The organism is Erwinia amylovora (genome assembly GCF_017161565.1).
Lineage (GTDB): Bacteria > Pseudomonadota > Gammaproteobacteria > Enterobacterales > Enterobacteriaceae > Erwinia > Erwinia amylovora.
This window is the reverse complement of the sequence record NZ_CP066796.1, coordinates 2,122,766-2,145,638: the sequence shown is the minus strand read 5'-3', so window position 1 is coordinate 2,145,638 and position 22,873 is coordinate 2,122,766. Positions and strand designations below refer to the sequence as shown.

Genomic DNA, 22,873 nt, shown 5'->3' with positions numbered 1-22,873 from the left:
TACCGTGAGCATGGATATCAGCGATTTTTACCAGACGTTCTTTGATGAAGCCGATGAATTGTTGGCTGACATGGAACAACACCTGTTGGTTCTTGACCCACAAGAACCCGATTCGGAACAGCTAAATGCTATCTTCCGCGCGGCCCATTCCATTAAAGGCGGGGCCGGGACGTTCGGTTTTACTGTATTACAGGAAACCACGCATATTCTGGAAAATATTCTCGACGGTGCGCGCCGTGGCGAAATGCAGCTTAGCACCGATATCGTCAACCTGTTTTTGGAAACTAAAGATATTATGCAGGAACAGTTAGATGCATATAAAACCAGCACAGAACCGGATGCTGCGGCCTTTGAATACATTTGCCAGGCTCTGCGTCAGCTGGCGCTGGAAGTGAATGGGGAAACGCCGGCAGCGGATGCTGCCGTTTCAGCGGGCTTGGAGTCTGCGGCTGGTGCCGCCAGCGGGCTGCGCATCAAGCTGACCGGGCTGAAAGTCAACGAAGCCGATCTGATGCTGGAAGAACTGGCTAACCTCGGTACGGTCTCTGCGGTGGAAAAAGGTGAAAGCTCACTGGAAGCCACGCTGGAATCATCGGTCAGCAAAGACGATATCATCGCGGTATTGTGCTTTGTTATTGACGAATCGCAGATCCATTTCCCGCAAACGGAGGTGGATAGGGTCACGGTCGCGGAAACCCTGGAAGCCGCACAGGAAGCAATGCCAGCCACGGCAGCGCCGCAACCGACCAGCGTTAGCGAAAGCGCGGCACCCAAACGTGAAGCGGCGAAAAAGTCAGCGGCAAAAGGCGGCGAATCGAGCAGTATTCGCGTGGCGGTTGAAAAGGTCGATCAGCTGATCAATCTGGTGGGTGAACTGGTGATCACCCAGTCAATGCTGGCCCAGCGTTCGAGTGCACTTGACCCGGTACATCATGGAGATCTGCTGAACAGCATGGGCCAGCTGGAACGCAATGCCCGCGATTTGCAAGAGTCGGTTATGTCGATCCGCATGATGCCGATGGAGTATGTCTTCAGCCGCTTCCCGCGTCTGGTTCGCGACCTGGCCAGTAAGCTGGGGAAAGAGGTGGAGCTGACCCTGCTGGGAAGTTCAACGGAACTGGATAAGAGTTTAATCGAGCGCATTATCGATCCGTTAACGCACCTGGTGCGTAACAGCCTCGATCACGGCATCGAATCGCCGGATAAACGCATCGCTGCCGGTAAACATGCGACAGGTAACCTGACGCTTTCAGCCGAACATCAGGGCGGTAACATCTGCATTGAAGTGACCGATGACGGAGCGGGCCTCAACCGTGAACGTATTCTGGCAAAGGCATTATCCTCCGGTTTGCCGGTCAGTGATGCCATGAGCGACGAAGACGTCGGCATGCTGATTTTCGCCCCCGGTTTCTCCACCGCCGAACAGGTGACCGATGTATCCGGTCGCGGCGTGGGGATGGATGTCGTGAAACGAAATATCCAGGAGATGGGCGGGCACGTAGAAATATCCTCTAAGCAGGGCAAAGGCGCTACCATCCGCATCCTGCTGCCGCTGACGTTGGCAATCCTTGACGGAATGTCGGTACGCGTGGCGAACGAAGTCTTTATTCTGCCACTGAATGCGGTGATGGAATCACTGCAACCGCAGGCGGATGACCTGAAAGCGCTGGCAGGCGCGGAACGCGTGCTGGAAGTACGCGGCGAATATCTGCCGCTGGTCGAGCTGTGGAAGGTGTTTGATGTGCAGGATGCCAAAACCGAAGCGACTCAGGGGATTGTCGTTATCCTGCAGAGCGCGGGTAAACGTTATGCGCTGCTGGTCGATCAGCTGATTGGTCAGCACCAGGTGGTGGTGAAAAACCTGGAAAGTAATTATCGCAAAGTACCTGGCATCTCCGCCGCCACCATCCTTGGCGATGGCAGCGTGGCGCTTATCGTCGATGTCTCTGCATTGCAGTCTCTGAACCGTGAAAAGCGTGTGGCGGGAGCCGCAGCCTGACAATAACTGATTAAGGGTAGAATTATGACTGGGATGGCTACTGCCACCAAACTCGCCGGAGAAACCGTGGGACAGGAGTTTCTGGTGTTCACGCTGGGTGAAGAAGAGTACGGGATTGATATCCTCAAAGTGCAGGAGATCCGCGGCTACGATCAGGTCACCCGTATCGCCAATACCCCGGCGTTTATTAAAGGCGTGACCAATCTGCGTGGCGTTATCGTGCCGATTATCGATCTGCGTATTAAATTTGCCCAGCCTGACGTCGAATATAATGACAACACCGTGGTGATCGTGTTGAACCTCGAACAGCGCGTGGTGGGGATTGTGGTGGATGGAGTGTCCGACGTTCTCTCGTTAACCCAGGACCAGATCCGCCCTTCGCCGGAGTTCGCCGTAACGATGTCCACCGAGTACCTGACCGGGCTGGGCGCGCTGGGCGAAAGGATGCTGATTCTGGTCGATATCGAAAAACTGCTTGGCAGCGAAGATATGGCATTAATGGACAGGCTGCGCAGTTCATAAAGGGTAATGCGCAAAGGGGCCAACCGGGCAGATCAACGATCTGCCCTTTTTTTGCCTGGCAGCGGGTATGTCAGCCGGCCCCTGTGCGACGAATTTTAGCGGCCCTGTTAATTAAAGCAGGCGCCTGCTAACCGGTTTCCGGTGTTATTACATTATTCAATTCAAAGGTAAATTATGTTCACGCGTATTAAAGTCGTCACCAGCCTGATCCTCGTTCTGTTGATCTTCGGCATTTTACAACTGGTGTCCGGCGGCCTGTTTATCAAAGCGCTTACCCAGGACAAAGAAAACTTTGCGTTATCGGATCTGTCCAGTGAAAACGTCACCCAGTTTACCGACGCGTGGATTGCGCTCAACCAGACGCGCATTGTGCTGAACCGAGGCATGCTGCGTATACAAAGTAATGCCGCTAATGCGGGCAGCAGCGCATCGCTGGCGGAGTTAAGCGAGCGGGCGAAACAGCTGTTGGCTACAGCCAGGACCTACTACGCTACCTATAAATCAACGCCGGACATGCCAGGTGTCGATCCCGGGGTGACGAAAAAAATGGAAGAGGCTTATCTGAATTACAACAGCGCGCTGGAAATGATGACGCAGCAGATGGATAACAGACAGCTGGAAGCCATGTTCAGGCAAAATATCGAACAGAAGCAGATGGCGACGCAGGTTTATTACACCAAATGGCGTGGCTTAATGAATCAGAGGGTAAAGGAAGGGGCAAAACAGAGCCAGCAGTCCTACGATCATATGCTGTGGGCGATTGCCGGGATGATGGCGCTGGTATTTGCGCTGATCGTGCTGTGCTGGTTTGGCCTACGCAATATTCTTATCCGTCCGCTACAGGCGACGATTGCGCACATTAGCAGTATTGCCGAAGGCGATCTGACGCAGAGCATTGAGGTCAACGGATACAACGAAATGGCACAGCTTGCGGGCAGCGTAAAGAACATGCAGCAGGCGCTGGTCAAAACCGTCAGCGTGGTGCGCGATGGAGCCGATGCCATCTATACCGGAGCCAGTGAAATCTCGTCAGGTAATAACGATCTCTCGGCGAGAACTGAACAGCAGGCTGCTTCGCTGGAACAGACTGCCGCCAGTATGGAGCAGCTGACCGCCACGGTAAAACAGAACGCTGAAAATGCGCGTCAGGCATCAAAACTGGCGTTGAATGCGTCCGAAACCGCGCAGAAGGGCGGCAAAGTGGTGGATGGCGTGGTGAAAACCATGAGCGACATTGCCGGTAGCTCGAAGAAAATTGCTGATATTACCAGCGTGATCGACGGTATCGCCTTCCAGACTAATATCCTGGCGCTCAATGCGGCGGTAGAAGCGGCGCGAGCCGGTGAACAGGGGCGTGGTTTTGCCGTGGTGGCAGGAGAAGTGCGAAACCTGGCGCAGCGTAGCGCCCAGGCGGCGAAGGAAATCAAAGGATTGATCGATGACTCCGTAGCGCGCGTCGACAGCGGTTCGGCGCTGGTGGGAACCGCCGGGGAAACCATGAACGATATCGTCAATGCGGTCACCCGCGTCACCGACATTATGGGTGAAATTGCTTCTGCCAGCGATGAACAGAGTCGCGGCATTGACCAGGTGGGAGAAGCGGTAAACGAAATGGACCGTGTGATCCAGCAGAATGCTGCGCTGGTGGAAGAGTCAGCATCGGCTTCGACCTCACTGGAGGAGCAGGCCAGCCGGCTGACACAGGCGGTAGCCGTGTTCCGTATTACGCAGCAGCTCACCGTTGCCGCTGGCGAGCTGAAACGCCCGACGATCGGCCCGATGGCAGCAGTGGCACGGCCGGTACCGGCAGATCGTGACGGCAACTGGGAAACGTTCTGACCCCCGGGCTGCGATCGACCGCCAGCACGGGTTGACCGCAGCACAGTCCAGGATCCCTGTGGACAAAAAGTAAAATCAATCTTCAGGCGTTAAACAGCGTAAAGATCCACGCCCGGCGGCTGATAAAAGCCGACCGAACCGGTAAATCAGGACGATGATGTTTACGCGTATGCAGGCTGTGACCCGCTTATTCTGCTGCCGGAATTGCCGGGTTCACTACCGTCAATCACCGCCGGGCTGTGCTTCCATTCGCTGTACGGCGACAACACAACGTCGCCATATCACAACAGTTGCGCCTGCAACAATCTGCCCCAAACCCATCATGTAACGCCTGATACAGCGCGGAACAGCCTCAGTCGCGGCGGCATCTGCCATATGCCGGATGCCAACCGTACGGGCAATGGCGACACGGTTAAACCGTTGCGTTATTCAGCGCAGGATTGGTCAAGTCTTGCAGAATGCTGCGCTGGTGCAACAGTGCGCTTCGGCGGCGGCTTCGCTGGAAGAACAGCCCGGCGTGCATAAACTGGCGATGGCGGTATTTCAAATCGGTAAAGAAAATCTCACTGCGGCCGTTAATAATCATAGCGTGCAGTTTTCTGCCCGTCTGTCGCCTGTTGCCCCGGCAGAAAAGCCGTGCCGAAGGCGGCTGGACCGAACAAAAACTGGGAAACGTTTAAGGCAAGCTGCACGGGCCAACCCGGTAGCAACACAATAAAACAGGGCTTAACCCGTGCGCGGGCCGTTTGTAACAAATTTTTGCTGGCTTTGGCGGGCAATATCTCCGGGGAGAATGCAATGTTAGGTCGTTTACGTATTTCTGGCACCATTATCTGCCTGTTTGGTCTTTTCTGCCTGATGCAGATGCTGGCCAGCGGCTTGTCGTTTTACTCCTTCCGGCTTGATGCCCACAATCTGCATCAGGTTGAGGTCAGCGGCGTTCAGCGCGACAGATTGGGCGAAAGCTGGGCGGCACTGTTGAGTGCCCGTCTCAATTTGAACCGTGCGAGTACCCGTGCCGCGCTTAATCGTCCTCGTGATCAGGTAATAACCCTGATGGATAAGGCACAGGTTGACCTGGCTGCGGCCGATAAAGCATTTAGTGCTTTCCAGGGGATCACTACGGTAACGGCCGAAGGCGAGGCGCTAAAGCGAGAGATTAAACTGGTTTATGGCGTGTATTACGGTGAGCTGGCGCAGCTGACGGCCTATTTACAAAATAACCAGCTGCAGGAATTTCTCGACTCACCGACGCAGGGCAAACAGGACCAGTTCCAGCAGCTATACAGCCGTTGGATGAAGCACATCGACCTGCTGCGCGATCATGCCGGGGAAGCCGGTAAGGGTTTCTACATGCAGTCCAAAGTGATATTCGCCGTCGCGGTAGTGTTATCGCTGCTGCTAACGCTTACCGCTATGCTTTGGGCAAAGCACGGCCTGATTGCGCCGCTGGCACGTATGCGCAGCCACTTTGAACGTATTTCGCGCGGCGATCTGAATGGCCAAATCGAAGCGGGGAGCAGCAATGAGCTGGGTCAGTTATTTAACAGACTGCAGCATATGCAACAGGCGCTGGCATCGACAGTGCGTGACGTGCGTGATGGCAGTCGCAGCATGCTGACCGGCATTCAGGAAATCGCCATCGGTAACAACGATTTGTCTGCGCGTACCGAGCAGCAGGCGGCATCGCTGGCCGAGACCGCTGCCAGCATGGAACAGTTGACCGCAACGGTGACAGCCAACGCCGAAAATGCCCGCCGGGCTTCGGAGCTGGCACGTTTGGCTTCCGGCACTGCACATAAGGGCGGTACGCTGACCGACAACGTGGTGACCACCATGAACGGGATCGCCGACAGCTCGAAGAAAATTGCTGATATTACCAGCGTCATTGATGGCATCGCTTTCCAGACCAATATTCTGGCGCTCAACGCGGCGGTAGAAGCGGCGCGCGCCGGCGAGCAGGGGCGGGGTTTTGCCGTGGTGGCCGGTGAAGTCCGTAATCTGGCGCAGCGCAGCGCCGGGGCGGCGAAAGAGATCAAGACGCTGATTGAAGAGTCAGTTTCACGTGTCGATCACGGAGCCGGACTGGTGGCTTCAGCCGGAGAAACCATGGGCGAGATTGTACAAAGCGTTAATCGGGTCAGCGACATAATGGGCGAAATCGCCGCAGCCAGTGACGAACAGCGGCGTGGCATTGAACAGGTGGCGCTGGCAGTCAGCCAGATGGATCAGGTTACCCAGCAGAATGCCGCGCTGGTTGAAGAGGGTGCCGCTGCCACCGGCGCGCTGGAAGCGCAGGCCGGGCAATTAACAGCGACGGTCAGCCGGTTCCAGCTGGATGCGGGTCAGGAGAGTGATGGATTTGCGGGTCATAACCTCGGCAGGGAAACCCAACAACATGTGTGAATCTATCCGCGCTGACGGGGTGGCTAAATGAAAAAGACAACGTTGGTCATTCCAGCGGAAAGCGCATCGCTGCTGACGCAGATGGTTCAGCGTCTGCCGTTATCCGATACGCATTTCAAGCGTATCAGCCAGTTGATTTACCAGCGCGCTGGCATCGTTCTCGCCGACCATAAGCGCGAAATGGTTTACAACCGCCTGGTGCGCAGGTTGCGCACCCTGAACATTAATGATTTTGGCAGCTATCTTGCGCTGCTGGAAAAGGACACCAGTAGCGCCGAATGGCAGGCGTTTATTAACGCCCTGACCACTAATTTGACGGCCTTTTTCCGTGAGGCGCACCATTTTCCGATTCTGGCGGCGCATGCCGCGCGTAATACGGGGAATTACAGCGTCTGGTGTGCGGCGGCATCAACCGGAGAAGAGCCTTACTCCCTTGCCATGACGCTGGCAGAAACACCGGGTGGCGGGGCGGGAAAGTTCCAGATCCATGCCAGCGATATTGATACCCAGGTATTGGAAAAAGCCCAGGCAGGCGTATACCGCCAGGAAGAGCTGCGCACGTTATCGCAGCAGCAGCTACAGCGCTTTTTTCTGCGCGGCACCGGCCCGCAAGAGGGCATGGTGCGGGTGCGGCCGGAGCTGACGAACCGGGTGACCTTTTCTCAGCTCAATCTGCTGGCGAATGACTGGGCGCTGCCTGGCACATTTGATGCGATATTTTGCCGTAACGTGATGATCTATTTTGATAAAGAGACTCAGGAAAAGATCTTACGGCGTTTTGTACCCTTACTAAAACCGGGTGGCCTGCTGTTTGCCGGCCACTCAGAAAACTTTAGCCAGATCAGTAAAGAGTTTTATCTTCGCGGCCAGACGGTCTATGGACTGACTAAGGAAAGATGATGAGTAAAATCAAAGTATTGTGTGTTGATGACTCGGCCCTGATGCGTCAGTTAATGACCGAAATTGTCAACAGTCATTCCGATATGGAGATGGTCGCTTCAGCGCCGGATCCGCTGGTGGCACGGGAATTGATCAAGCAATTCAATCCGGATGTGTTAACCCTGGATGTTGAAATGCCGCGGATGGACGGCCTCGACTTTCTGGAAAAGCTGATGCGTCTGCGCCCGATGCCGGTCGTCATGGTCTCATCCCTTACCGGGCAAGGCTCAGAGATTACTCTGCGCGCGCTGGAGCTGGGGGCGGTGGACTTCGTCACCAAGCCGTCGCTGGGGATCCGCGATGGGATGCTGGCCTACAGCCAGACTATCGCCGACAAGGTACGCGCCGCTTCCCGCGCCCGCCTGCATCCGCGTGTTGCGCAGCCCGCCCCGCTGATGCTGAAGGCTGGCCCGCTGCTAAGCAGTGAAAAGCTGATCGCCATTGGTGCGTCCACCGGGGGTACGGAGGCCATTCGCCATGTGCTGCAACCGTTGCCGATAACCAGCCCGGCACTGCTGATTACGCAACATATGCCGGCCGGCTTTACTCGCTCCTTTGCCGAGCGCCTGAATAAGCTGTGTCAAATCACGGTGAAAGAAGCCGAGGACGGGGAACGCATTCTGCCCGGCCACGCCTATATCGCACCGGGTGCCATGCACCTTGAGCTGGCGCGTAGCGGTGCTAATTACCAGGTCAAATTGAATGACGGCCCGGCGGTGAATCGTCACAAACCGTCTGTTGACGTGCTGTTTAACTCCGTGGCGCATTTTGCCGGACGAAATGCCGTCGGGGTGATCCTGACCGGTATGGGAAGCGATGGCGCTGCCGGGATGCTGGCGATGAACAAGGCGGGTGCCTGGACTATCGCCCAGAATGAAGCAAGCTGTGTGGTCTTTGGTATGCCCCGGGAGGCAATAGCTCTTGGTGGAGCCAGTGAAGTGGTCGATCTTCACCAAATCAGTCAGCACATGCTGGCAAAAATTAGCGTCGGACAGGCGTTACGTATCTAGGCCGTGTCGCACAGGTAAAGTTATCTCACAGCACTACGCGTGTGTGAGCGTGCGGCAAAGTCTGAACCGGTCCTCGTAGGGCTACAAAAAACGGGAGTAGTTATGGTCGATAAAAATATGCGATTTTTGGTGGTAGACGACTTCAACACGATGCGTCGTATCGTCCGCAACCTTTTGAAAGAGCTGGGCTTCAACAATGTTGAAGAAGCGGAAGACGGCGTTGATGCGCTGAACAAGCTGCGCGTCGGGGAGTTTGACTTCGTGGTATCTGACTGGAACATGCCCAACATGGACGGTCTGGAACTGCTGAAAACCATTCGCTCAGACGGCGCGCTGGGCAAGTTACCGGTTCTGATGGTAACGGCTGAAGCAAAAAAAGAGAACATCATTGCTGCGGCCCAGGCTGGCGCCAGCGGCTATGTGGTTAAACCCTTTACAGCGGCTACCCTGGAAGAGAAGTTAGGCAAAATCTTCGAAAAACTGGGTATGTAGGTTAGGAGCCGAGATGAGTACTATTCCGAAACCAAATGTTGATGCTGCTTCGGCACAGGACATTATCTCCAAAATTGGTGCACTGACACGGATGCTGCGCGACAGCCTGCGTGAACTTGGCCTGGATCATGCGATTGCCGAAGCGGCAGAAGCGATCCCCGATGCCCGTGATCGCCTTGATTATGTAGTACAGATGACTGCTCAGGCGGCAGATCGCGCGTTGAACTGCGTAGAAGCTTCCCAGCCGCGTCAGACGGTGTTGGAAGATGGCGCGAAACAACTGAAAGGTCGTTGGGATCAGTGGTTTGAAAATCCTATCGAACTGGCAGACGCTCGCTCTTTGGTTTCGGACACGCGCGGTTATCTGGCAGCAGTGCCGGAACATACGTCCTTCACCAATGCCCAGCTGATGGAAATCATGATGGCTCAGGACTTCCAGGATCTGACCGGGCAAGTGATCAAACGTATGATGGATGTGATCCAGGAAATTGAGCGTCAGCTGCTGACGGTTCTGCTGGAAAACGTGCCCGATCAAGGTCAGCGTGTCAAAAAAGAGACCAACAATTTGCTCAATGGCCCGCAGATTAATGCGGCTGCGCCGAACGTGGTGGCAAGCCAGGATCAGGTTGATGACCTGCTGGACAGTCTTGGGTTCTGATATCGCGGGGCGGACTGCATCCGCCCCTTTTTTCCAGCAGGGTTGTCCCACCTTTTCTGCCATTCCATAAATAACCGCCTATTTAGCTGCTTACTCGCGGCATTACCCCCGTTTGAATTTGGCATCCTAGCCGCTGTCATTCCGTGCTAAAGGTCAGAGTCCGTGTCTCAGGATAGCGATGAGGAAAAAACAGAGTCCCCCACGGCGCACCGACTGGAAAAGGCGCGTGAAGAAGGGCAAATCCCGCGCTCGCGTGAACTGACATCGATCCTGATGCTGATTACCGGTTTGAGCATTCTGTGGGTAGGCGGAGAGTGGATGGGGCGCAAAATGGGCGCGCTGCTGGCCGATGGTCTGGTATTCAATCACTCGGTGGTCAGTGACAGCAGCCAGATGCTGCGCCTGGTCGCGAATATGCTGCTGCAGGCGGTGATGGCGGTACTGCCAATGATGTTTGGCCTGGTGGTCGTCGCGATTGCAGCGCCGATGTTGCTCGGCGGACTGGTACTTAGCGGTAAAGCGATCAAGTTTGACCCCGGAAAAATGAATCCAGTCAAGGGATTGGCAAAACTGTTCTCGGCACAATCCGCATCGGAATTGTTGAAGGCGGTGCTGAAAGCCACGCTGGTGGGCATTGTATGCGGTTTATATATCTGGCACCACTGGGCCGGGATGCTGCATTTGATGGCGGAATCTCCGCTTATTGCCCTGGCTGGCGCAATGAACATGATCGCCATGTGCTGCATCCTGGTGGTGCTTGGCTTGTCACCGATGGTCGGCTTTGACGTGTTTTTCCAGCTCTTTAGCTATTTCAAAAATTTGCGCATGTCTCACCAGGACATACGCGATGAGCACAAACAGCAGGAAGGTGACCCGCATGTTAAAGGGCGCATCCGGCAGCAGATGCGCGCCGCCGCCCGCCGGCGCATGATGGCTGATGTGCCGAAAGCCGATGTCATCGTCACTAACCCGACTCACTACTCGGTGGCATTGCAGTATGACGAGAAAAAAATGAGCGCGCCGAAAGTCCTGGCCAAAGGCGCAGGGGATATTGCTTTGCGCATCCGTGAGCTGGCGGCAGAAAACCGCATCCCTATCCTCGAAGCCCCGCCGCTGGCGCGTGCGCTCTATCGCCACAGTGAGATTGGCCAGCATATCCCGGGCACACTGTATGCAGCCGTGGCCGAGGTACTGGCCTGGGTGTGGCAACTGCGCCGCTGGAAAGTGGAAGGGGGGCTTGTGCCGAAACGACCTGTTAAACTGCCGGTGCCGGAAGCGCTGGACTTTGCTGGAGAACAAAAATCCGATGGCTAATCTGGCCGCTTTACTTCGCTTACCGGGCAACCTGAAAGACACGCAGTGGAAAGTGCTCGCCGGTCCAATATTGATCCTGCTGATCCTGTCGATGATGGTGCTGCCGCTGCCGCCGTTCATTCTTGACCTGCTGTTCACTTTCAATATCGCCTTATCGATTATGGTGCTGCTGGTGGCGATGTTTACCCAGCGCACGCTGGAATTTGCCGCCTTCCCAACCATTTTGCTGTTTTCAACCTTACTTCGCCTGGCGCTTAACGTTGCCTCGACGCGCGTCATCCTGCTGGAAGGGCACACCGGGGCGGGGGCTGCCGGACGGGTGGTCGAAGCCTTTGGTCATTTCCTGGTCGGTGGCAACTTCGCCATTGGTATCGTGGTGTTTATCATTCTGGTGATCATCAACTTTATGGTGATCACCAAGGGCGCCGGGCGTATTGCCGAAGTGGGTGCGCGTTTTGTGCTCGACGGGATGCCGGGTAAACAGATGGCTATCGATGCCGATCTTAACGCCGGTTTGATTGGCGAAGAGGAGGCGAAAAAACGCCGTAGTGATGTGACACAGGAAGCGGATTTCTATGGCTCCATGGATGGTGCCAGTAAGTTTGTGCGCGGTGATGCCATCGCCGGAATTATGATCATGGTGATAAACGTGATCGGAGGCCTGCTGGTCGGCGTAATCCAGCATGGCATGGACGCAGCACATGCGGCGGAAACTTACACCCTGTTAACCATTGGTGACGGGCTGGTGGCGCAGATCCCGGCGCTGGTGATCTCAACGGCGGCAGGGGTTATCGTCACGCGCGTTGGCACCGACCAGGACGTCGGCGAGCAGATGGTCAGTCAGATGTTCAATAACCCGCGCGTGATGATGCTTAGCGCTGGCGTATTGGGCATGCTGGGCCTGGTGCCAGGAATGCCGAACTTCGTGTTTCTGCTGTTTACCGCCGGGTTACTGGCACTGGCGTGGTGGGTTCGCGGCAAACAGATGGCACCCAAAACCGCTGCCGTAGTGCAAACTGCCAGCAAACAGCCGGAAAACACCTCCAGTATGGAAGCCACCTGGAGCGATGTTCAGCTGGAAGATTCACTGGGAATGGAGGTTGGCTATCGGCTGATCCCAATGGTCGACAGTAGCCAGGATGGCGAATTGCTTGGACGCATTCGCAGCATCCGCAAGAAATTTGCTCAGGAAATGGGCTTCCTGCCGCCAGTGGTGCATATCCGGGACAATATGGATTTGACCCCTTCCCGCTACCGCATTCTGATGAAGGGCGTGGAAATTGGCAGCGGTGATGCCTTCCCGGGCCGCTGGATGGCGATCAACCCCGGCACGGCTGCCGGCACGCTGCCGGGTGAGAAAACCACCGATCCGGCCTTTGGCCTTAACGCCATCTGGATTGACAGTGCGCTAAAAGAGCAGGCGCAGATACAGGGTTTTACGGTAGTTGAAGCCAGTACCGTAGTGGCGACCCATCTCAACCATCTGATTGGCCAGTACGCCAGCGACCTGTTTGGTCGCCAGGAAGCTCAGCAGCTGCTTGACCGGGTGAGTCTGGACATGCCAAAACTGACTGAAGACCTGATCCCAGCCGTGATCACGCTGACCACCCTGCATAAGGTATTGCAGAATCTGCTGGCCGAACGGGTTTCAATCCGTGATATGCGCACAATAATCGAAACGCTGGCGGAGCACGCGGCGGTGCAAACCGATCCTCAGGAGCTGACGTCGGTAGTGCGCGTTGCCCTCGGCCGTGCCATCACTCAACAGTGGTTCCCCGGCAACGGTGAAGTGCAGGTGATCGGGCTGGACACCACGCTGGAACGTCTGTTGTTGCAGGCATTGCAGGGCGGCGGGGGGCTGGAGCCGGGGCTGGCCGACAGACTACTGGCACAGGCACAAAGCGCGCTCCAGCATCAGGAAGGGTTGGGCGCACCGCCGGTACTGCTGGTGAACCACCCGCTGCGTGCGCTGCTGGCACGTTTTCTGCGGCGCACGCTGCCGCAGCTGATGGTCATCTCGAATATGGAACTGACCGACAACCGCCAGATCCGTATGACCTCAACCATCGGCGGCCAGTGATGAAGGCGGTACTGTGGTTACTGTTCAGCTTTCCTGTTGTGGCCATCGCCAGTGACGGTGGCTGGCAGGCCAGCGCCACCGGTCCTGCTCTGGCGAACCGGGGCGTGGCGGCATCCTCCCGGCCGCTGATCCCCCCTGCCGGGGTCGCCGGGGTGATGACCGACGTGGCCTGGCGCTATACGCTGAACAGCCCGGCTCCCGCCGGCTTACAGGTGCGCCTCTGTGCAGCAGATCGCTGTGTCACGGTGGAAGGTGGCAGCGGCATAACGCGGGGTTTAACCAACGTTGCCGCCGGGGAAACATTACGCTTTGTCTTTCAGGTTGAGGGCAAGGGACGGGTGTTTCCACCACTGCGCGTGGTGAGTAACGAAGTGATGGTCAATTACCATTAATTTGAAGCGAGGCCGGGCGGTGAAGCCCGGTAGCAGGGCCGATCTTCTGCACATCGACCCACCGCATTCACATCCGCTCTACCGTTTCAATCCCTAAGGTGTCCAACCCCTGTTTCAGGGTTTTCGCCGTTAACAGCGCCAGGCGCAGACGGCTCTGTCTGGTGGCGTCATCTTCTGCGTTGAGGATAGGGCAATGCTCGTAGAAGCCGGAGAACAGACCCGCCAGATCGTACAGATAGGCGCACATTACATGCGGCATCCCGTCACGAGCAACCTGAGTTATGGTCTCGTCAAACTGCAGCAGGCGCACGGCAAGTGCGGCTTCACGGTCCTCTATGATGCGCGTGGTGCCGCCCACCGCTTCTGCATCGATACCCGCCTTACGGAATACCGACAGCACGCGCGTATAGGCGTACTGCATGTAGGGCGCGGTATTACCTTCAAACGCCAGCATGTTGTCCCAGTCGAAGATATAATCTGTGGTGCGACTTTTTGACAGGTCGGCATATTTCACTGCACCGATACCAACGATATTCGCCAGCGCTGCCAACTCATCAGCAGGCATATCCGGATTTTTTACCGCCACCAGCTTAGCCGCACGATCTACCGCTTCATCCAGCAGGTCGGACAGTTTGATGGTTCCACCCGCGCGGGTTTTAAACGGCTTACCGTCTTTACCCAACATCATGCCGAACATATGGTGTTCTAGCGGGATGCTGTCCGGCACATAACCGGCTTTACGCACGATAGTCCACGCCTGCATCAAATGCTGGTGCTGGCGCGAATCGATGTAATACAGTACCCGGTCGGCTTTCAACGTTTCATAACGGTATTTGGCGCAGGCGATATCGGTAGTGGTGTAGAGATAGCCGCCGTCCTTTTTCTGAACGATCACGCCCATCGGTTCCCCTTCCTTGTTTTTATACTCATCAAGGAAAACCACCGTTGCACCTTCGCTCTCCACCGCCAGCCCTTTGGCCTTGAGGTCCGACACGATCGCCGGCAGCATATCGTTATACAGGCTTTCACCCATCACATCGTCACGCGTCAATGTGACATTCATACGGTCATAAATCAGCTGGTTTTGCGTCATGGTAATGTCAACCAGCTGCTTCCACATCTTACGGCAATACCGATCGCCGCTCTGTAGCTTAACGACGTAACCGCGCGCGCGCGCGGCGAATGCAGGATCTTCATCGTAGGTTCGCTTGGCTTCACGGTAGAAAGCTTCGAGGTCGGCGAGCGCGATGGCTTCGTGATGCTCGTTCTGCTGCTTCTCGAGGTAGGCAATCAGCATACCAAACTGGGTGCCCCAGTCTCCGACGTGGTTGGCGCGGATCACCTTATGACCGAGAAACGCCAGAGTACGAGCCGCCGCATCACCGATGATGGTGGAACGGACGTGCCCGACGTGCATCTCTTTGGCGACGTTAGGCGCAGAGTAGTCAATGACCACCGTCTCAGGCTCGACGGGCGAAACCCCGAGTTTAGGGGCCGTCAGCACGCTGTCAATCTGTGCCGACAGCCACTGCGGCGCAAGGAAAATATTAATAAAGCCAGGGCCGGCAATGTCAACTTTATGCGCAATACCGTTAAGGTCCAGCTGCTCCAGCACCTTTTCTGCCAGTTGGCGCGGCGGCATACCCAGTTTTTTTGCTACGGCCATTATGCCGTTAGCCTGGTAATCACCAAACTGCGCTTTAGCCGATTGCCGTACCTGAGGCTCGCTATCTGCCGGAGCGCCTACCGCGACCATCGCCTGACTGACTTTTTCTGAGAGAAGGGCCTGAATATTCACCGAGTTACCTTAATTTTTCTCAGCCCACATCCGTGGGCAAGAGGTGATCACCACGCCGCCACCAGAAGATAATTTTTCCTCGCTGGCAGCGGTCAAAAAAGAAGGGGAAAAGTATACTGCATTTAGTGACAAGTTATCCAGGAACCTGAAGTGGTGGTTTCACCATGTTAGCCGGGCAGGACATGCGGCAAGACGGGTGCCTGTCGGCGCAAAACAGGGGGCATAACCAGCCTGTAATCCTGCTGCGACCGTTTTTTTCATGGTGTCGTATGGCACAATATCGGCGAAGACCTGTTTTTCGCTAAGCCCGGTTCCAGCAGAGAAAGGATTTTGTTATGTCAGACATCAATCATGCGCCTGAATTGGCCGATATCCTCGCGGATTTGCCGCGTTTCACCAATGCGATCCAACATCTGGCGCAGCGTTTAGGACTGGAACTGCCGCTCTTAGAAGTCGACCATATTGCGCTGCGCTGCCACCAGAATGCCACTGCAGAACGCTGGAAGCAGGGGCTGCTGCGCTGCGCAACGCTGTTTTCGCAAAAGGAGATTGCCGGGCGACCTGTCGCCCTGTTTGAACTAGCTACCCCGCTCGACGTCGGGCCGTGGAGCATCTCCGTTGTCGAACTGCCCTGGCCAGGACAGCGCCTTTACCGCCACGAAGGTTGGGAGCATGTCGAAGTGGTGCTACGCGGCGAGGCGAGTACCTTAGGCACGCGCGCGCTGGCGCTGATGGCCGACGAAGGGCTGACTCAGCAGGGCATATCAATTAAAACCAGTGCGCCAAAAGGTGCTGGAGAAAGGCTGCCGAACCCCACGCTGGCGGTAACCGACGGTCAGGTCACCATTAAATTTCATCCCTGGAGCCTGAAAGAGATTGTTGCCAGCGAAAATGAGGTTCAGTAACCCACTGCCCGCGTCATGCGCTGCAGCGCTTGCTCCAGCAGCTGGCGCTGACAGCCAAAGTTGAAGCGAATAAATTGATCGTTGCCAAAGTCATGTCCTGACGAAAAACCGAGTCCGTGTTCTTCGAAGAACAGCGCCGGGTTTGCTACGCCGAGTCCGCTGGCATCGATCCAGCCGAGGAAGCTGGCTTCCGGCGACACCATGCTCAGGCCCGGTAGTTGATTAACGTGCTGCACCAGGCTGTCACGGTTGGCGCGCAAATAATCCAGCTGCGCGTCCAGCCACGGCTGACCATCGCGCCAGGCAGCCGTGGCTGCGACGTAAGCCAGGACATCCACATCCGGTACTAATCCTTTGCGCATGCGGTTAAAATGCGCGCGCAGCTCGGGATTAGGGATCACCGCCAGTGAAGCGCCCAGTCCGGCAATATTGAAACTTTTTGATGGTGACAGCAGGGTCACAGAGCGCTGTGCCGCATCCTCGCTCAGGCTGGCGAAGGGGATATGCCGGATACCCGGTTCCAGCAGCAGGTCGCAGTGGATTTCATCCGAACAGACCAGCAGGTCATGACGCTGGGCGAAGCGTAACTGCGCCTCCAGTTCGTCGCGGCGACAGACGGTGCCGCCGGGATTGAGGGGGTTACACAACAGCAGCATTTTCTCATTGCCGCAAAGCCTGTCCTCCAGGCTGTCCAGATCCAGTATCCAACGCTGCTGCTCCAGCCGGAGCGCCGCGCTCAGATGCGTCCGTCCGGCTGATTCAGGTGCGAGGAAAAACGGCGGATAAATGGGCGTCGGGGCAACGGTACCCTGATGCGCTTCGGTAAAGGCGCGCACGGCGATGTTAATTCCGGTCACCACGCCGGGTAAAAAGACCAGCCACTCAGGTTGGATCTGCCAGCCCCAGAGCCTTCCCAGGCGCTCTACGGCGACTGCGGCCAGTTCTTCAGAAGGGACACCGTAGCCAAAAATACCCTGTGAAACACGTTGCTGTAAGGCGTCAATAATGCAGTCTGCAGCACGAAAATCGGTATCGGCAATCCATAGTGGAATAATATCCCGGTCGCCGTACTTTTTCCATTTAAGGCTATCGCTGTGACGGCGGTCTATCCGTTGGTCAAAATTGAATGGCATGATAACGGTTCCAGTTAATAGAAGAACTAATACAGCAACGTTTTAGTATACATTAACAATCAGGACAGCAGTGATAACCGGAGGATGGGATGCGACAACTGGAAATATGCTGCTACGGAGTGGACTGTGCAGTAACGGCAGAACGAGCGGGTGCCGACCGCATTGAATTGTGCACTGCGCCAACAGAAGGCGGGCTGACCCCTTCGGCTGGCGCTTTGCAGAGTGTGCGCCAACGCGTGGGCATTCCGGTTCACCCAATAGTGCGCCCGAGAGGCGGCGATTTTTGTTACAGTGACGCTGAATTTGACCAGATCAAGTCTGATATCGCGTTTATCCGCGATCTGGGATTTCCCGGCCTGGTGATTGGTTTGCTGGATATTGACGGGCATGTCGATCTGCCGCGTATGCGCCAGGTGATGCAACTTTGTCAGGGGATGGACATCACCTTCCACCGTGCATTCGATCTGTGCCACAACCCGCTGGCTGCCCTGGCGCAAATTGCGGATTTGGGCGTAACGCGCATCCTGACTTCCGGCCAGCAGCAGAGTGCGGAAAGTGGGTTACCCTTGCTCAGGGAACTTACCCGGCAGACTTGTGGGCCCATCATTATGGCCGGGGCGGGAGTGCGTTTGAGCAACTTGCAAAAGTTTATCGATGCAGGCGTAACGGAGCTTCATAGTTCCGCAAGCCAGCGAATTTCATCAACCATGCTTTATCGCAAAGCGGGTGTCTCAATGTGTTCTGAAGCGGAGAATGACGAGTTTAGCCGTACCTGTGTAGACGCAGATGTTGTCGCCGCGATGAAAAGCGTTCTCATGGCTTCACCAGAGCAGGTCGCATAAGAGGTTGCCAGACGCTGAATATGTTGCCTTTACCCGGATAACCAACCGATTTTACCGCGCAGCACGCCGAACGTTGACGTGATGTTTGCAAGTACCAGACCCCGGCACCTTTGTTGGGGTTTTTTTTGTCTGTGGCAACGTTAACCTGAGTTAGCATGCTGCAGGGGAACCGCAGCATCGTCACGTCATTGAGTCAGGACGATAATCCATGCGGACATGCTGAATAGCATGGCGGCTTATTTCGGTTGGTGATGTATGACTGATGATTCAAGTTTTCTTTTTTTGTGTTTTGGTTCTCAAACAGATATCCAGAAAGGTTATTGAGATTTTCTTCTGTTCAAAAGGCAGAATAAAGTGCTACAGGGTTTCTCTTTTGCAGAAAGAGTAAATAAATTCGCTATCGAAATCGGAGCTGATATGCCAGTAAAAATAGCTAATATGCCGAATACGCCTTTTCAAAATAGCAGTATCGATTTTAGCTCTTTATTTCCCGCAAGTTTAGAAAATAAAGATAAATCAATCATCAGGGTAATTTTTGCAGTAGAAAATTCATTAAGCGATTTCAAAAAAAACCAGGGTAATAAACTTTTGCCACTAACGCAGTTAGTTATTAATAGTCTTGTGGTTGTACCGTTAATTGAATCAGATAGTCCGTGCGCAAAAAAACATCAATGCCTGATGCGAGAAGCATCGGCTTACATGAAACATGTACCCGGGTTAGAACACCTTGCCGATTTCATTGGCAAATTAGGATTATTGCGTCTTCTGAAAACCCTATCCTTCAAGAAATACCCGGAAACTGCCAGCTATATAGCATCCGTGCGGGCAAAAAAATCCGAGCTGGTTAAAGACATTACGCGAGATCATAAAATTGAAAATCCATCTGATGTAGAAAATATTGAAATTATATTCGCTGATGAAAAGCTGATACCTAACATCGGTAAAAATTTCTCGGTGAATGATGCTATGTCAGATAGTGGAATTCATTCAGAGAAAGTCAGGGACAGGCTTGAAAATGCAACGGTGCAAATTGCAAGGTACAGTATTATTGACGGCGTTTCCTGCAACGATGTGGTGCGAAAATATGGGATACGTAAAGACAGTATTGCGGCCCAATTGCTGAAGAGAACGGCTGAAGAGTTTGCGAAAAACCCCAATGAATACCTCAGACATCCTGTCCTGGCAGATAACAGGGGCAGCGCAGCAGACATTGCAGGTTAATCTTCAGGCTGTCGCACCGGCAGGACTGACCGGTTTTTAATTACATAAATCGCCTTGATGCCCGAACATTTTCACCTTCGGGCATCAAGATTAGGATGAATACTGTGAGCGTTTTGCTGTCAGGGTTTCGTCGCCACCAGCACGGCACGCAGCGGAGCAGGGTAGCCTTCCACGGTTTTTGTCGCATCGTCGGGGTCGAGGAACTCGGCCAGCGATTCACTGGTCATCCAGCTGGTGCGGCGCTGTTCGTCGGTGCTGGTGAAAGAGTGGTCAACAATGCGCACATCAACGAAGCCGCACTTCTCCAGCCAGTTTTTCAGCGCGCCGGCCGAAGGAATAAAATAGATATTACGCATCTGAGCGTAGCGTTCACCCGGCACCAGCACCTGCTGGTCGTCAGCGTCTATCACCAGCGTTTCCAGAACCAGCTCGCCACCGCTGACCAGCTGATTTTTCAGCTGGCAGAGGTGGTCGAGCGGTGAACGGCGGTGGTAGAGCACGCCCATGGAAAACACGGTATCGAATGCCTTCAGATCCGGTAGCTGTTCAATTCCCAGCGGCAGCAGGTGAGCGCGCTGGTCATTGCCCAGCAGTTTACGCACCGCTTCGAACTGACACAGAAACAGCTGCATTGGATCGATGCCAACCACCAGATGCGCCCCAGCGCCGAGCATGCGCCACAGATGGTAGCCACTGCCGCAGCCGACATCCAGCACGGTACGACCGGCCAGCGATGAGATATGCGGCAGCACCCGATCCCACTTCCAGTCGGAGCGCCATTCGGTATCAATATTGACGCCGTACAGCGAGAAGGGGCCTTTGCGCCACGGCATCAGATTACGCAGTAATTTCTCAATCCCTTCACGCTGGCGCGGAGAAAGCTGGCTGCTGTCGGCCGTTACGCCATGCAGTAAATCCAGTGATTCAGGTATCAGGCCTGGCAGATATTCCACCGAGCGATCCCAGTTTTTAAAGTGGCCGTGCAGCGATTCACGCTGCCATGCAGCAAGCTGGGCGGGCAGCGTTTCCAGCCAGTGGGAGAGCGGGCTTTTAGCGATGAGCTGATAAAAGTTGGCAAAATCCATCAATCACCACCTGCTTTTAAGGCTATCAGTGAGCCAAAGTTAAAGCACTGGAACCACAGTTCAGCATGCTGAAAACCGGCCAGCTTCAGGCGCTGTTTATGTGTTTCTACGCTGTCGGTCAGCATCACGTTTTCTAACATGCTACGTTTCTGGCTGATTTCCAGCTCGCTGTAGCCGTTGGCGCGCTTAAAGTCATGATGCATATCGAATAACAGCTCGCCGACGTCGGCATCGGCAAAGCTGAACTTTTCGGACAGCACCAGTGCGCCCCCCGGCTTCAGCCCCTGATAAATGGTATTCAGCAGCTGCTGGCGCTCTTCCGGCTGCAGAAATTGCAGGGTAAAGTTCAGCACCACCAGTGAGGCGTTTTCGATCGGCACCTGGCGAATATCGGCCTCGATCACCTCAACCGGCGTCGCGGCGCGGAAAGCATCTATATGGCGACGGCAGCGCTCAACCATTGCTGGTGAGTTATCCACGGCAATGATGTTGCAACCCGTTGCCTTAATATTGCGCCGAACTGACAGGGTGGCGGCGCCCAGCGAGCAACCGAGATCGTAGATCCGGGAGTCGCTTTGAACGAAGCGCCCGGCTAACATGCCAATCATCGAAATGATATTGGAATAGCCGGGCACGGAACGCTGAATCATGTCAGGAAACACTTCAGCAACGCGCTCATCAAACGTCCAGTCACCAAGGTTGGCTATGGGCGCAGAGAACAGCGTATCGCGGTTAGACATAGTGGTAAGTCCGGGGGAAGCTAACGGAAAGGGCATATTCTGGCAGAAAGCCGCGCGGGCTGCATCTTTTCTGCCACCGGCATGGCTAGTCCAGCGTCAAAATCAGGTCCCAGGGCAAGAACAATAAATTAACGATAACCATACCCAGCAAGGAGAGCAGCGTCAGGATCATGCCGTTGCGCCGCCACAGCAACGTTCTGCTGCGTAAGCCATAAGCGTGCAGAAGACGACCAAAGAAGAAAAACAGCCCAAGCAGATGCAGCAACCAGATATGGCATCCGTTCATCTCCATCATCACCAGCAGCAGCAGCGCAAGCGGAATATTTTCCACCGCATTACCGTGAATACGGATGGCAAGTTGAATATCGGAAATGCCGCCGTCGCCAATGGATACGTGATACTGGCGGCGCAGGCGTACCACATCCAGTGAAAATTTCACCATTAAAAGCGCGCCAAGCACCACGTAGAGAGCACTGACCATGACTTATCCCCATCTGTAACCATGTTTTTGTCTACATGGTAGTCAACAAAAACCGGACTGTCGCCCTGTTTGCGGTTCGCAAGAAATCAGAACAATGTCTCCTGTTGCGGCCAGTCAGGCGCTTCACCCAATTGCGGTAGCGCATGCCGCAACGCGGGCCAAAGGTAGCGCACCAGCTCGGGAGCAAAACCCACATCGGGGGTATGAATGAACAGCCATGGCTGGCCTGCCTGGCTCCATAGCGGTAAACGCTGCAGCCATGATTGAAACCAGCGTAAATTGGCCTGTGGGTCGTCACCGCCGATAAAGCGGATTATCGGCGCGTTTGCCGTCATCACCGCGTGAACCGGCAGCCGGGGCTTTTTACGTTGGGCTTCAACGATGGCTGCATGGGACGGGTTAGCGCTGTGAACGCCGCGCGTGTCAAGGATAACCCGGTTGACGTTGCGCTGGTGCAACCCGCGATTTAGCGCACGCTCCGCCTCGCCTTTGGCAAAGAATTCAGCATGCCTTACCTCCACGCCATAACGAAACTGTTGCGGAAGGGCGTCCAGAAACGTCCAAAGTGCAGGCAAGTCTGACGGTGAAAAGGCTGAAGGTAGTTGCAACCAGTATTGACCGATGCGGTCTGCCAGCGGGTCGAGCAGGGCGAAGAACTCCGTACAGAGATCGCCACACTGACGCAGCGATGCCTGATGGCTTATCGTGGCAGGAAATTTGAAGCAGAAACGAAATTCGTCGTGGGTCATCGCACGCCAGCGCTGTACAACCTCCGGTTTTGGCAGGGCATACAGCGTGGTGTTGCCTTCAACGCAGTTGAAGTAGCGGGCATAATCTTCCAGGGTGGTCATCCCCAGTTTTTTCCATTGCGGGTGCTGCCACTGCGGCAGGCCGAGGTAAAACGGCATCATCGCTTATCCTGGTTGAATCGCTTGCCAGCGACTTTCATCTTTCAGGGGATATTAGCGCAAGAAAGCGCTTGAGGGCAGCACCTGTGCGGCTCACCGTGACAGAATT

The 22,873-nt window shown here is 55.2% G+C and carries 21 protein-coding genes; 14 read left to right on the top strand and 7 right to left on the bottom strand.

What is annotated here, in order from left to right; all coding sequences use genetic code 11:
* Positions 1-10 precede the first annotated feature (10 nt).
* The 3 genes from cheA (at position 11) to JGC47_RS09970 (ending at position 4,360) form a co-directional block, all read left to right on the top strand.
* Positions 11-1,999 (top strand): chemotaxis protein CheA, encoded by a 1,989-nt coding sequence (cheA, locus tag JGC47_RS09980; protein ID WP_004158040.1) that lies wholly within the window; start codon positions 11-13, stop codon positions 1,997-1,999.
* A 24-nt stretch (positions 2,000-2,023) separates the two neighbouring features.
* The gene (gene cheW, locus JGC47_RS09975) at positions 2,024-2,521 is read left to right on the top strand and encodes a chemotaxis protein CheW (RefSeq protein ID WP_004158039.1); all 498 of its coding nucleotides are present in this window, start codon (positions 2,024-2,026) and stop codon (positions 2,519-2,521) included.
* 174 nt (positions 2,522-2,695) lie between these two features.
* Positions 2,696-4,360, top strand: a complete 1,665-nt coding sequence (locus JGC47_RS09970) for a methyl-accepting chemotaxis protein (RefSeq protein WP_004162400.1) — start codon at positions 2,696-2,698, stop codon at positions 4,358-4,360.
* Between the two features lie 412 nt (positions 4,361-4,772).
* Here JGC47_RS09970 and JGC47_RS09965 read toward each other — a convergent pair whose 3' ends face one another.
* Entirely contained in the window at positions 4,773-4,946 is a 174-nt protein-coding gene (locus JGC47_RS09965) for a hypothetical protein (RefSeq protein ID WP_155118290.1), read from the bottom strand.
* Positions 4,947-5,158: 212 nt separating this feature from the next.
* On the opposite strand from JGC47_RS09965, the gene JGC47_RS09960 reads away from it, so the two are divergent.
* From JGC47_RS09960 to flhE, 8 genes are all read left to right on the top strand, one after another.
* Positions 5,159-6,766 carry a methyl-accepting chemotaxis protein gene (locus JGC47_RS09960; RefSeq protein WP_004158035.1) on the top strand — a complete coding sequence of 536 codons (1,608 nt, stop codon included), beginning with the start codon at positions 5,159-5,161 and terminating at the stop codon, positions 6,764-6,766.
* A 27-nt stretch (positions 6,767-6,793) separates the two neighbouring features.
* On the top strand, positions 6,794-7,666 hold the full coding sequence (gene cheR / locus JGC47_RS09955) for a protein-glutamate O-methyltransferase CheR (RefSeq protein WP_004158033.1): 873 nt from the start codon (positions 6,794-6,796) through the stop codon (positions 7,664-7,666).
* Positions 7,666-8,715, top strand: a complete 1,050-nt coding sequence (locus tag JGC47_RS09950; RefSeq protein ID WP_004158032.1) for a protein-glutamate methylesterase/protein-glutamine glutaminase — start codon at positions 7,666-7,668, stop codon at positions 8,713-8,715. Before cheR ends, JGC47_RS09950 begins: the two co-directional genes overlap by 1 nt.
* 102 nt (positions 8,716-8,817) lie before the next feature.
* On the top strand, positions 8,818-9,207 hold the full coding sequence (gene cheY / locus JGC47_RS09945) for a chemotaxis response regulator CheY (RefSeq protein WP_004158030.1): 390 nt from the start codon (positions 8,818-8,820) through the stop codon (positions 9,205-9,207).
* 13 nt (positions 9,208-9,220) lie between these two features.
* A complete protein-coding gene (cheZ, locus tag JGC47_RS09940; protein ID WP_004158028.1) occupies positions 9,221-9,865 on the top strand; it encodes a protein phosphatase CheZ in 645 nt (214 codons plus the stop codon).
* 162 nt (positions 9,866-10,027) lie between these two features.
* Positions 10,028-11,179: a flagellar biosynthesis protein FlhB gene (gene flhB / locus JGC47_RS09935; protein ID WP_004158026.1), complete on the top strand. Its 1,152-nt coding sequence runs from the start codon at positions 10,028-10,030 to the stop codon at positions 11,177-11,179.
* Positions 11,172-13,259, top strand: a complete 2,088-nt coding sequence (gene flhA, locus JGC47_RS09930) for a flagellar biosynthesis protein FlhA (protein WP_004158024.1) — start codon at positions 11,172-11,174, stop codon at positions 13,257-13,259. Before flhB ends, flhA begins: the two co-directional genes overlap by 8 nt.
* Positions 13,259-13,651 (top strand): flagellar protein FlhE, encoded by a 393-nt coding sequence (gene flhE, locus JGC47_RS09925; RefSeq protein ID WP_004158022.1) that lies wholly within the window; start codon positions 13,259-13,261, stop codon positions 13,649-13,651. Before flhA ends, flhE begins: the two co-directional genes overlap by 1 nt.
* Positions 13,652-13,718: 67 nt before the next feature.
* On the opposite strand, the gene argS is transcribed toward flhE, so the two are convergent.
* A complete protein-coding gene (gene argS, locus JGC47_RS09920; RefSeq protein ID WP_004158020.1) occupies positions 13,719-15,449 on the bottom strand; it encodes an arginine--tRNA ligase in 1,731 nt (576 codons plus the stop codon).
* Positions 15,450-15,784: 335 nt separating this feature from the next.
* Here argS and JGC47_RS09915 point away from each other — a divergent pair, with 335 nt between their 5' ends.
* Positions 15,785-16,354, top strand: a complete 570-nt coding sequence (locus tag JGC47_RS09915) for a VOC family protein (RefSeq protein WP_004158015.1) — start codon at positions 15,785-15,787, stop codon at positions 16,352-16,354.
* Here the strand turns inward: JGC47_RS09915 and JGC47_RS09910 are convergent.
* A complete protein-coding gene (locus JGC47_RS09910; RefSeq protein ID WP_004158011.1) occupies positions 16,348-17,487 on the bottom strand; it encodes a MalY/PatB family protein in 1,140 nt (379 codons plus the stop codon). The two genes, JGC47_RS09915 and JGC47_RS09910, sit on opposite strands and share 7 nt — an antisense overlap.
* Before the next feature lie 89 nt (positions 17,488-17,576).
* On the opposite strand from JGC47_RS09910, the gene cutC reads away from it, so the two are divergent.
* Both cutC and JGC47_RS09900 read left to right on the top strand, forming a co-directional pair.
* Positions 17,577-18,329, top strand: coding sequence for a copper homeostasis protein CutC (gene cutC / locus JGC47_RS09905; RefSeq protein ID WP_004158007.1), 753 nt, complete (start codon positions 17,577-17,579; stop codon positions 18,327-18,329).
* 354 nt (positions 18,330-18,683) lie between these two features.
* The gene (locus JGC47_RS09900; RefSeq protein ID WP_004164394.1) at positions 18,684-19,550 is read left to right on the top strand and encodes a hypothetical protein; all 867 of its coding nucleotides are present in this window, start codon (positions 18,684-18,686) and stop codon (positions 19,548-19,550) included.
* A 119-nt stretch (positions 19,551-19,669) separates the two neighbouring features.
* Here JGC47_RS09900 and cmoB read toward each other — a convergent pair whose 3' ends face one another.
* The 4 genes from cmoB to JGC47_RS09880 form a co-directional block, all read right to left on the bottom strand.
* Positions 19,670-20,635, bottom strand: a complete 966-nt coding sequence (cmoB, locus tag JGC47_RS09895) for a tRNA 5-methoxyuridine(34)/uridine 5-oxyacetic acid(34) synthase CmoB (protein WP_004157997.1) — start codon at positions 20,633-20,635, stop codon at positions 19,670-19,672.
* On the bottom strand, positions 20,635-21,375 hold the full coding sequence (cmoA, locus tag JGC47_RS09890; RefSeq protein WP_024015266.1) for a carboxy-S-adenosyl-L-methionine synthase CmoA: 741 nt from the start codon (positions 21,373-21,375) through the stop codon (positions 20,635-20,637). Before cmoA ends, cmoB begins: the two co-directional genes overlap by 1 nt.
* A gap of 85 nt (positions 21,376-21,460) precedes the next feature.
* Positions 21,461-21,856, bottom strand: coding sequence for an MAPEG family protein (locus JGC47_RS09885; protein WP_004157993.1), 396 nt, complete (start codon positions 21,854-21,856; stop codon positions 21,461-21,463).
* 86 nt (positions 21,857-21,942) lie between these two features.
* Positions 21,943-22,767, bottom strand: coding sequence for a DUF72 domain-containing protein (locus tag JGC47_RS09880; RefSeq protein ID WP_004157985.1), 825 nt, complete (start codon positions 22,765-22,767; stop codon positions 21,943-21,945).
* Positions 22,768-22,873 lie beyond the last annotated feature (106 nt).

Coding starts and splice junctions, on each gene's coding strand:
- cheA (WP_004158040.1), top strand. CDS start 11: ATGGATATCAGCGATTTTTACCAGACGTTCTTTGATGAAGCCGATGAA.
- cheW (WP_004158039.1), top strand. CDS start 2,024: ATGACTGGGATGGCTACTGCCACCAAACTCGCCGGAGAAACCGTGGGA.
- JGC47_RS09970 (WP_004162400.1), top strand. CDS start 2,696: ATGTTCACGCGTATTAAAGTCGTCACCAGCCTGATCCTCGTTCTGTTG.
- JGC47_RS09965 (WP_155118290.1), bottom strand. CDS start 4,946: ATGATTATTAACGGCCGCAGTGAGATTTTCTTTACCGATTTGAAATAC.
- JGC47_RS09960 (WP_004158035.1), top strand. CDS start 5,159: ATGTTAGGTCGTTTACGTATTTCTGGCACCATTATCTGCCTGTTTGGT.
- cheR (WP_004158033.1), top strand. CDS start 6,794: ATGAAAAAGACAACGTTGGTCATTCCAGCGGAAAGCGCATCGCTGCTG.
- JGC47_RS09950 (WP_004158032.1), top strand. CDS start 7,666: ATGAGTAAAATCAAAGTATTGTGTGTTGATGACTCGGCCCTGATGCGT.
- cheY (WP_004158030.1), top strand. CDS start 8,818: ATGGTCGATAAAAATATGCGATTTTTGGTGGTAGACGACTTCAACACG.
- cheZ (WP_004158028.1), top strand. CDS start 9,221: ATGAGTACTATTCCGAAACCAAATGTTGATGCTGCTTCGGCACAGGAC.
- flhA (WP_004158024.1), top strand. CDS start 11,172: ATGGCTAATCTGGCCGCTTTACTTCGCTTACCGGGCAACCTGAAAGAC.
- flhE (WP_004158022.1), top strand. CDS start 13,259: ATGAAGGCGGTACTGTGGTTACTGTTCAGCTTTCCTGTTGTGGCCATC.
- JGC47_RS09915 (WP_004158015.1), top strand. CDS start 15,785: ATGTCAGACATCAATCATGCGCCTGAATTGGCCGATATCCTCGCGGAT.
- JGC47_RS09910 (WP_004158011.1), bottom strand. CDS start 17,487: ATGCCATTCAATTTTGACCAACGGATAGACCGCCGTCACAGCGATAGC.
- cutC (WP_004158007.1), top strand. CDS start 17,577: ATGCGACAACTGGAAATATGCTGCTACGGAGTGGACTGTGCAGTAACG.
- cmoB (WP_004157997.1), bottom strand. CDS start 20,635: ATGGATTTTGCCAACTTTTATCAGCTCATCGCTAAAAGCCCGCTCTCC.
- cmoA (WP_024015266.1), bottom strand. CDS start 21,375: ATGTCTAACCGCGATACGCTGTTCTCTGCGCCCATAGCCAACCTTGGT.
- JGC47_RS09885 (WP_004157993.1), bottom strand. CDS start 21,856: ATGGTCAGTGCTCTCTACGTGGTGCTTGGCGCGCTTTTAATGGTGAAA.
- JGC47_RS09880 (WP_004157985.1), bottom strand. CDS start 22,767: ATGATGCCGTTTTACCTCGGCCTGCCGCAGTGGCAGCACCCGCAATGG.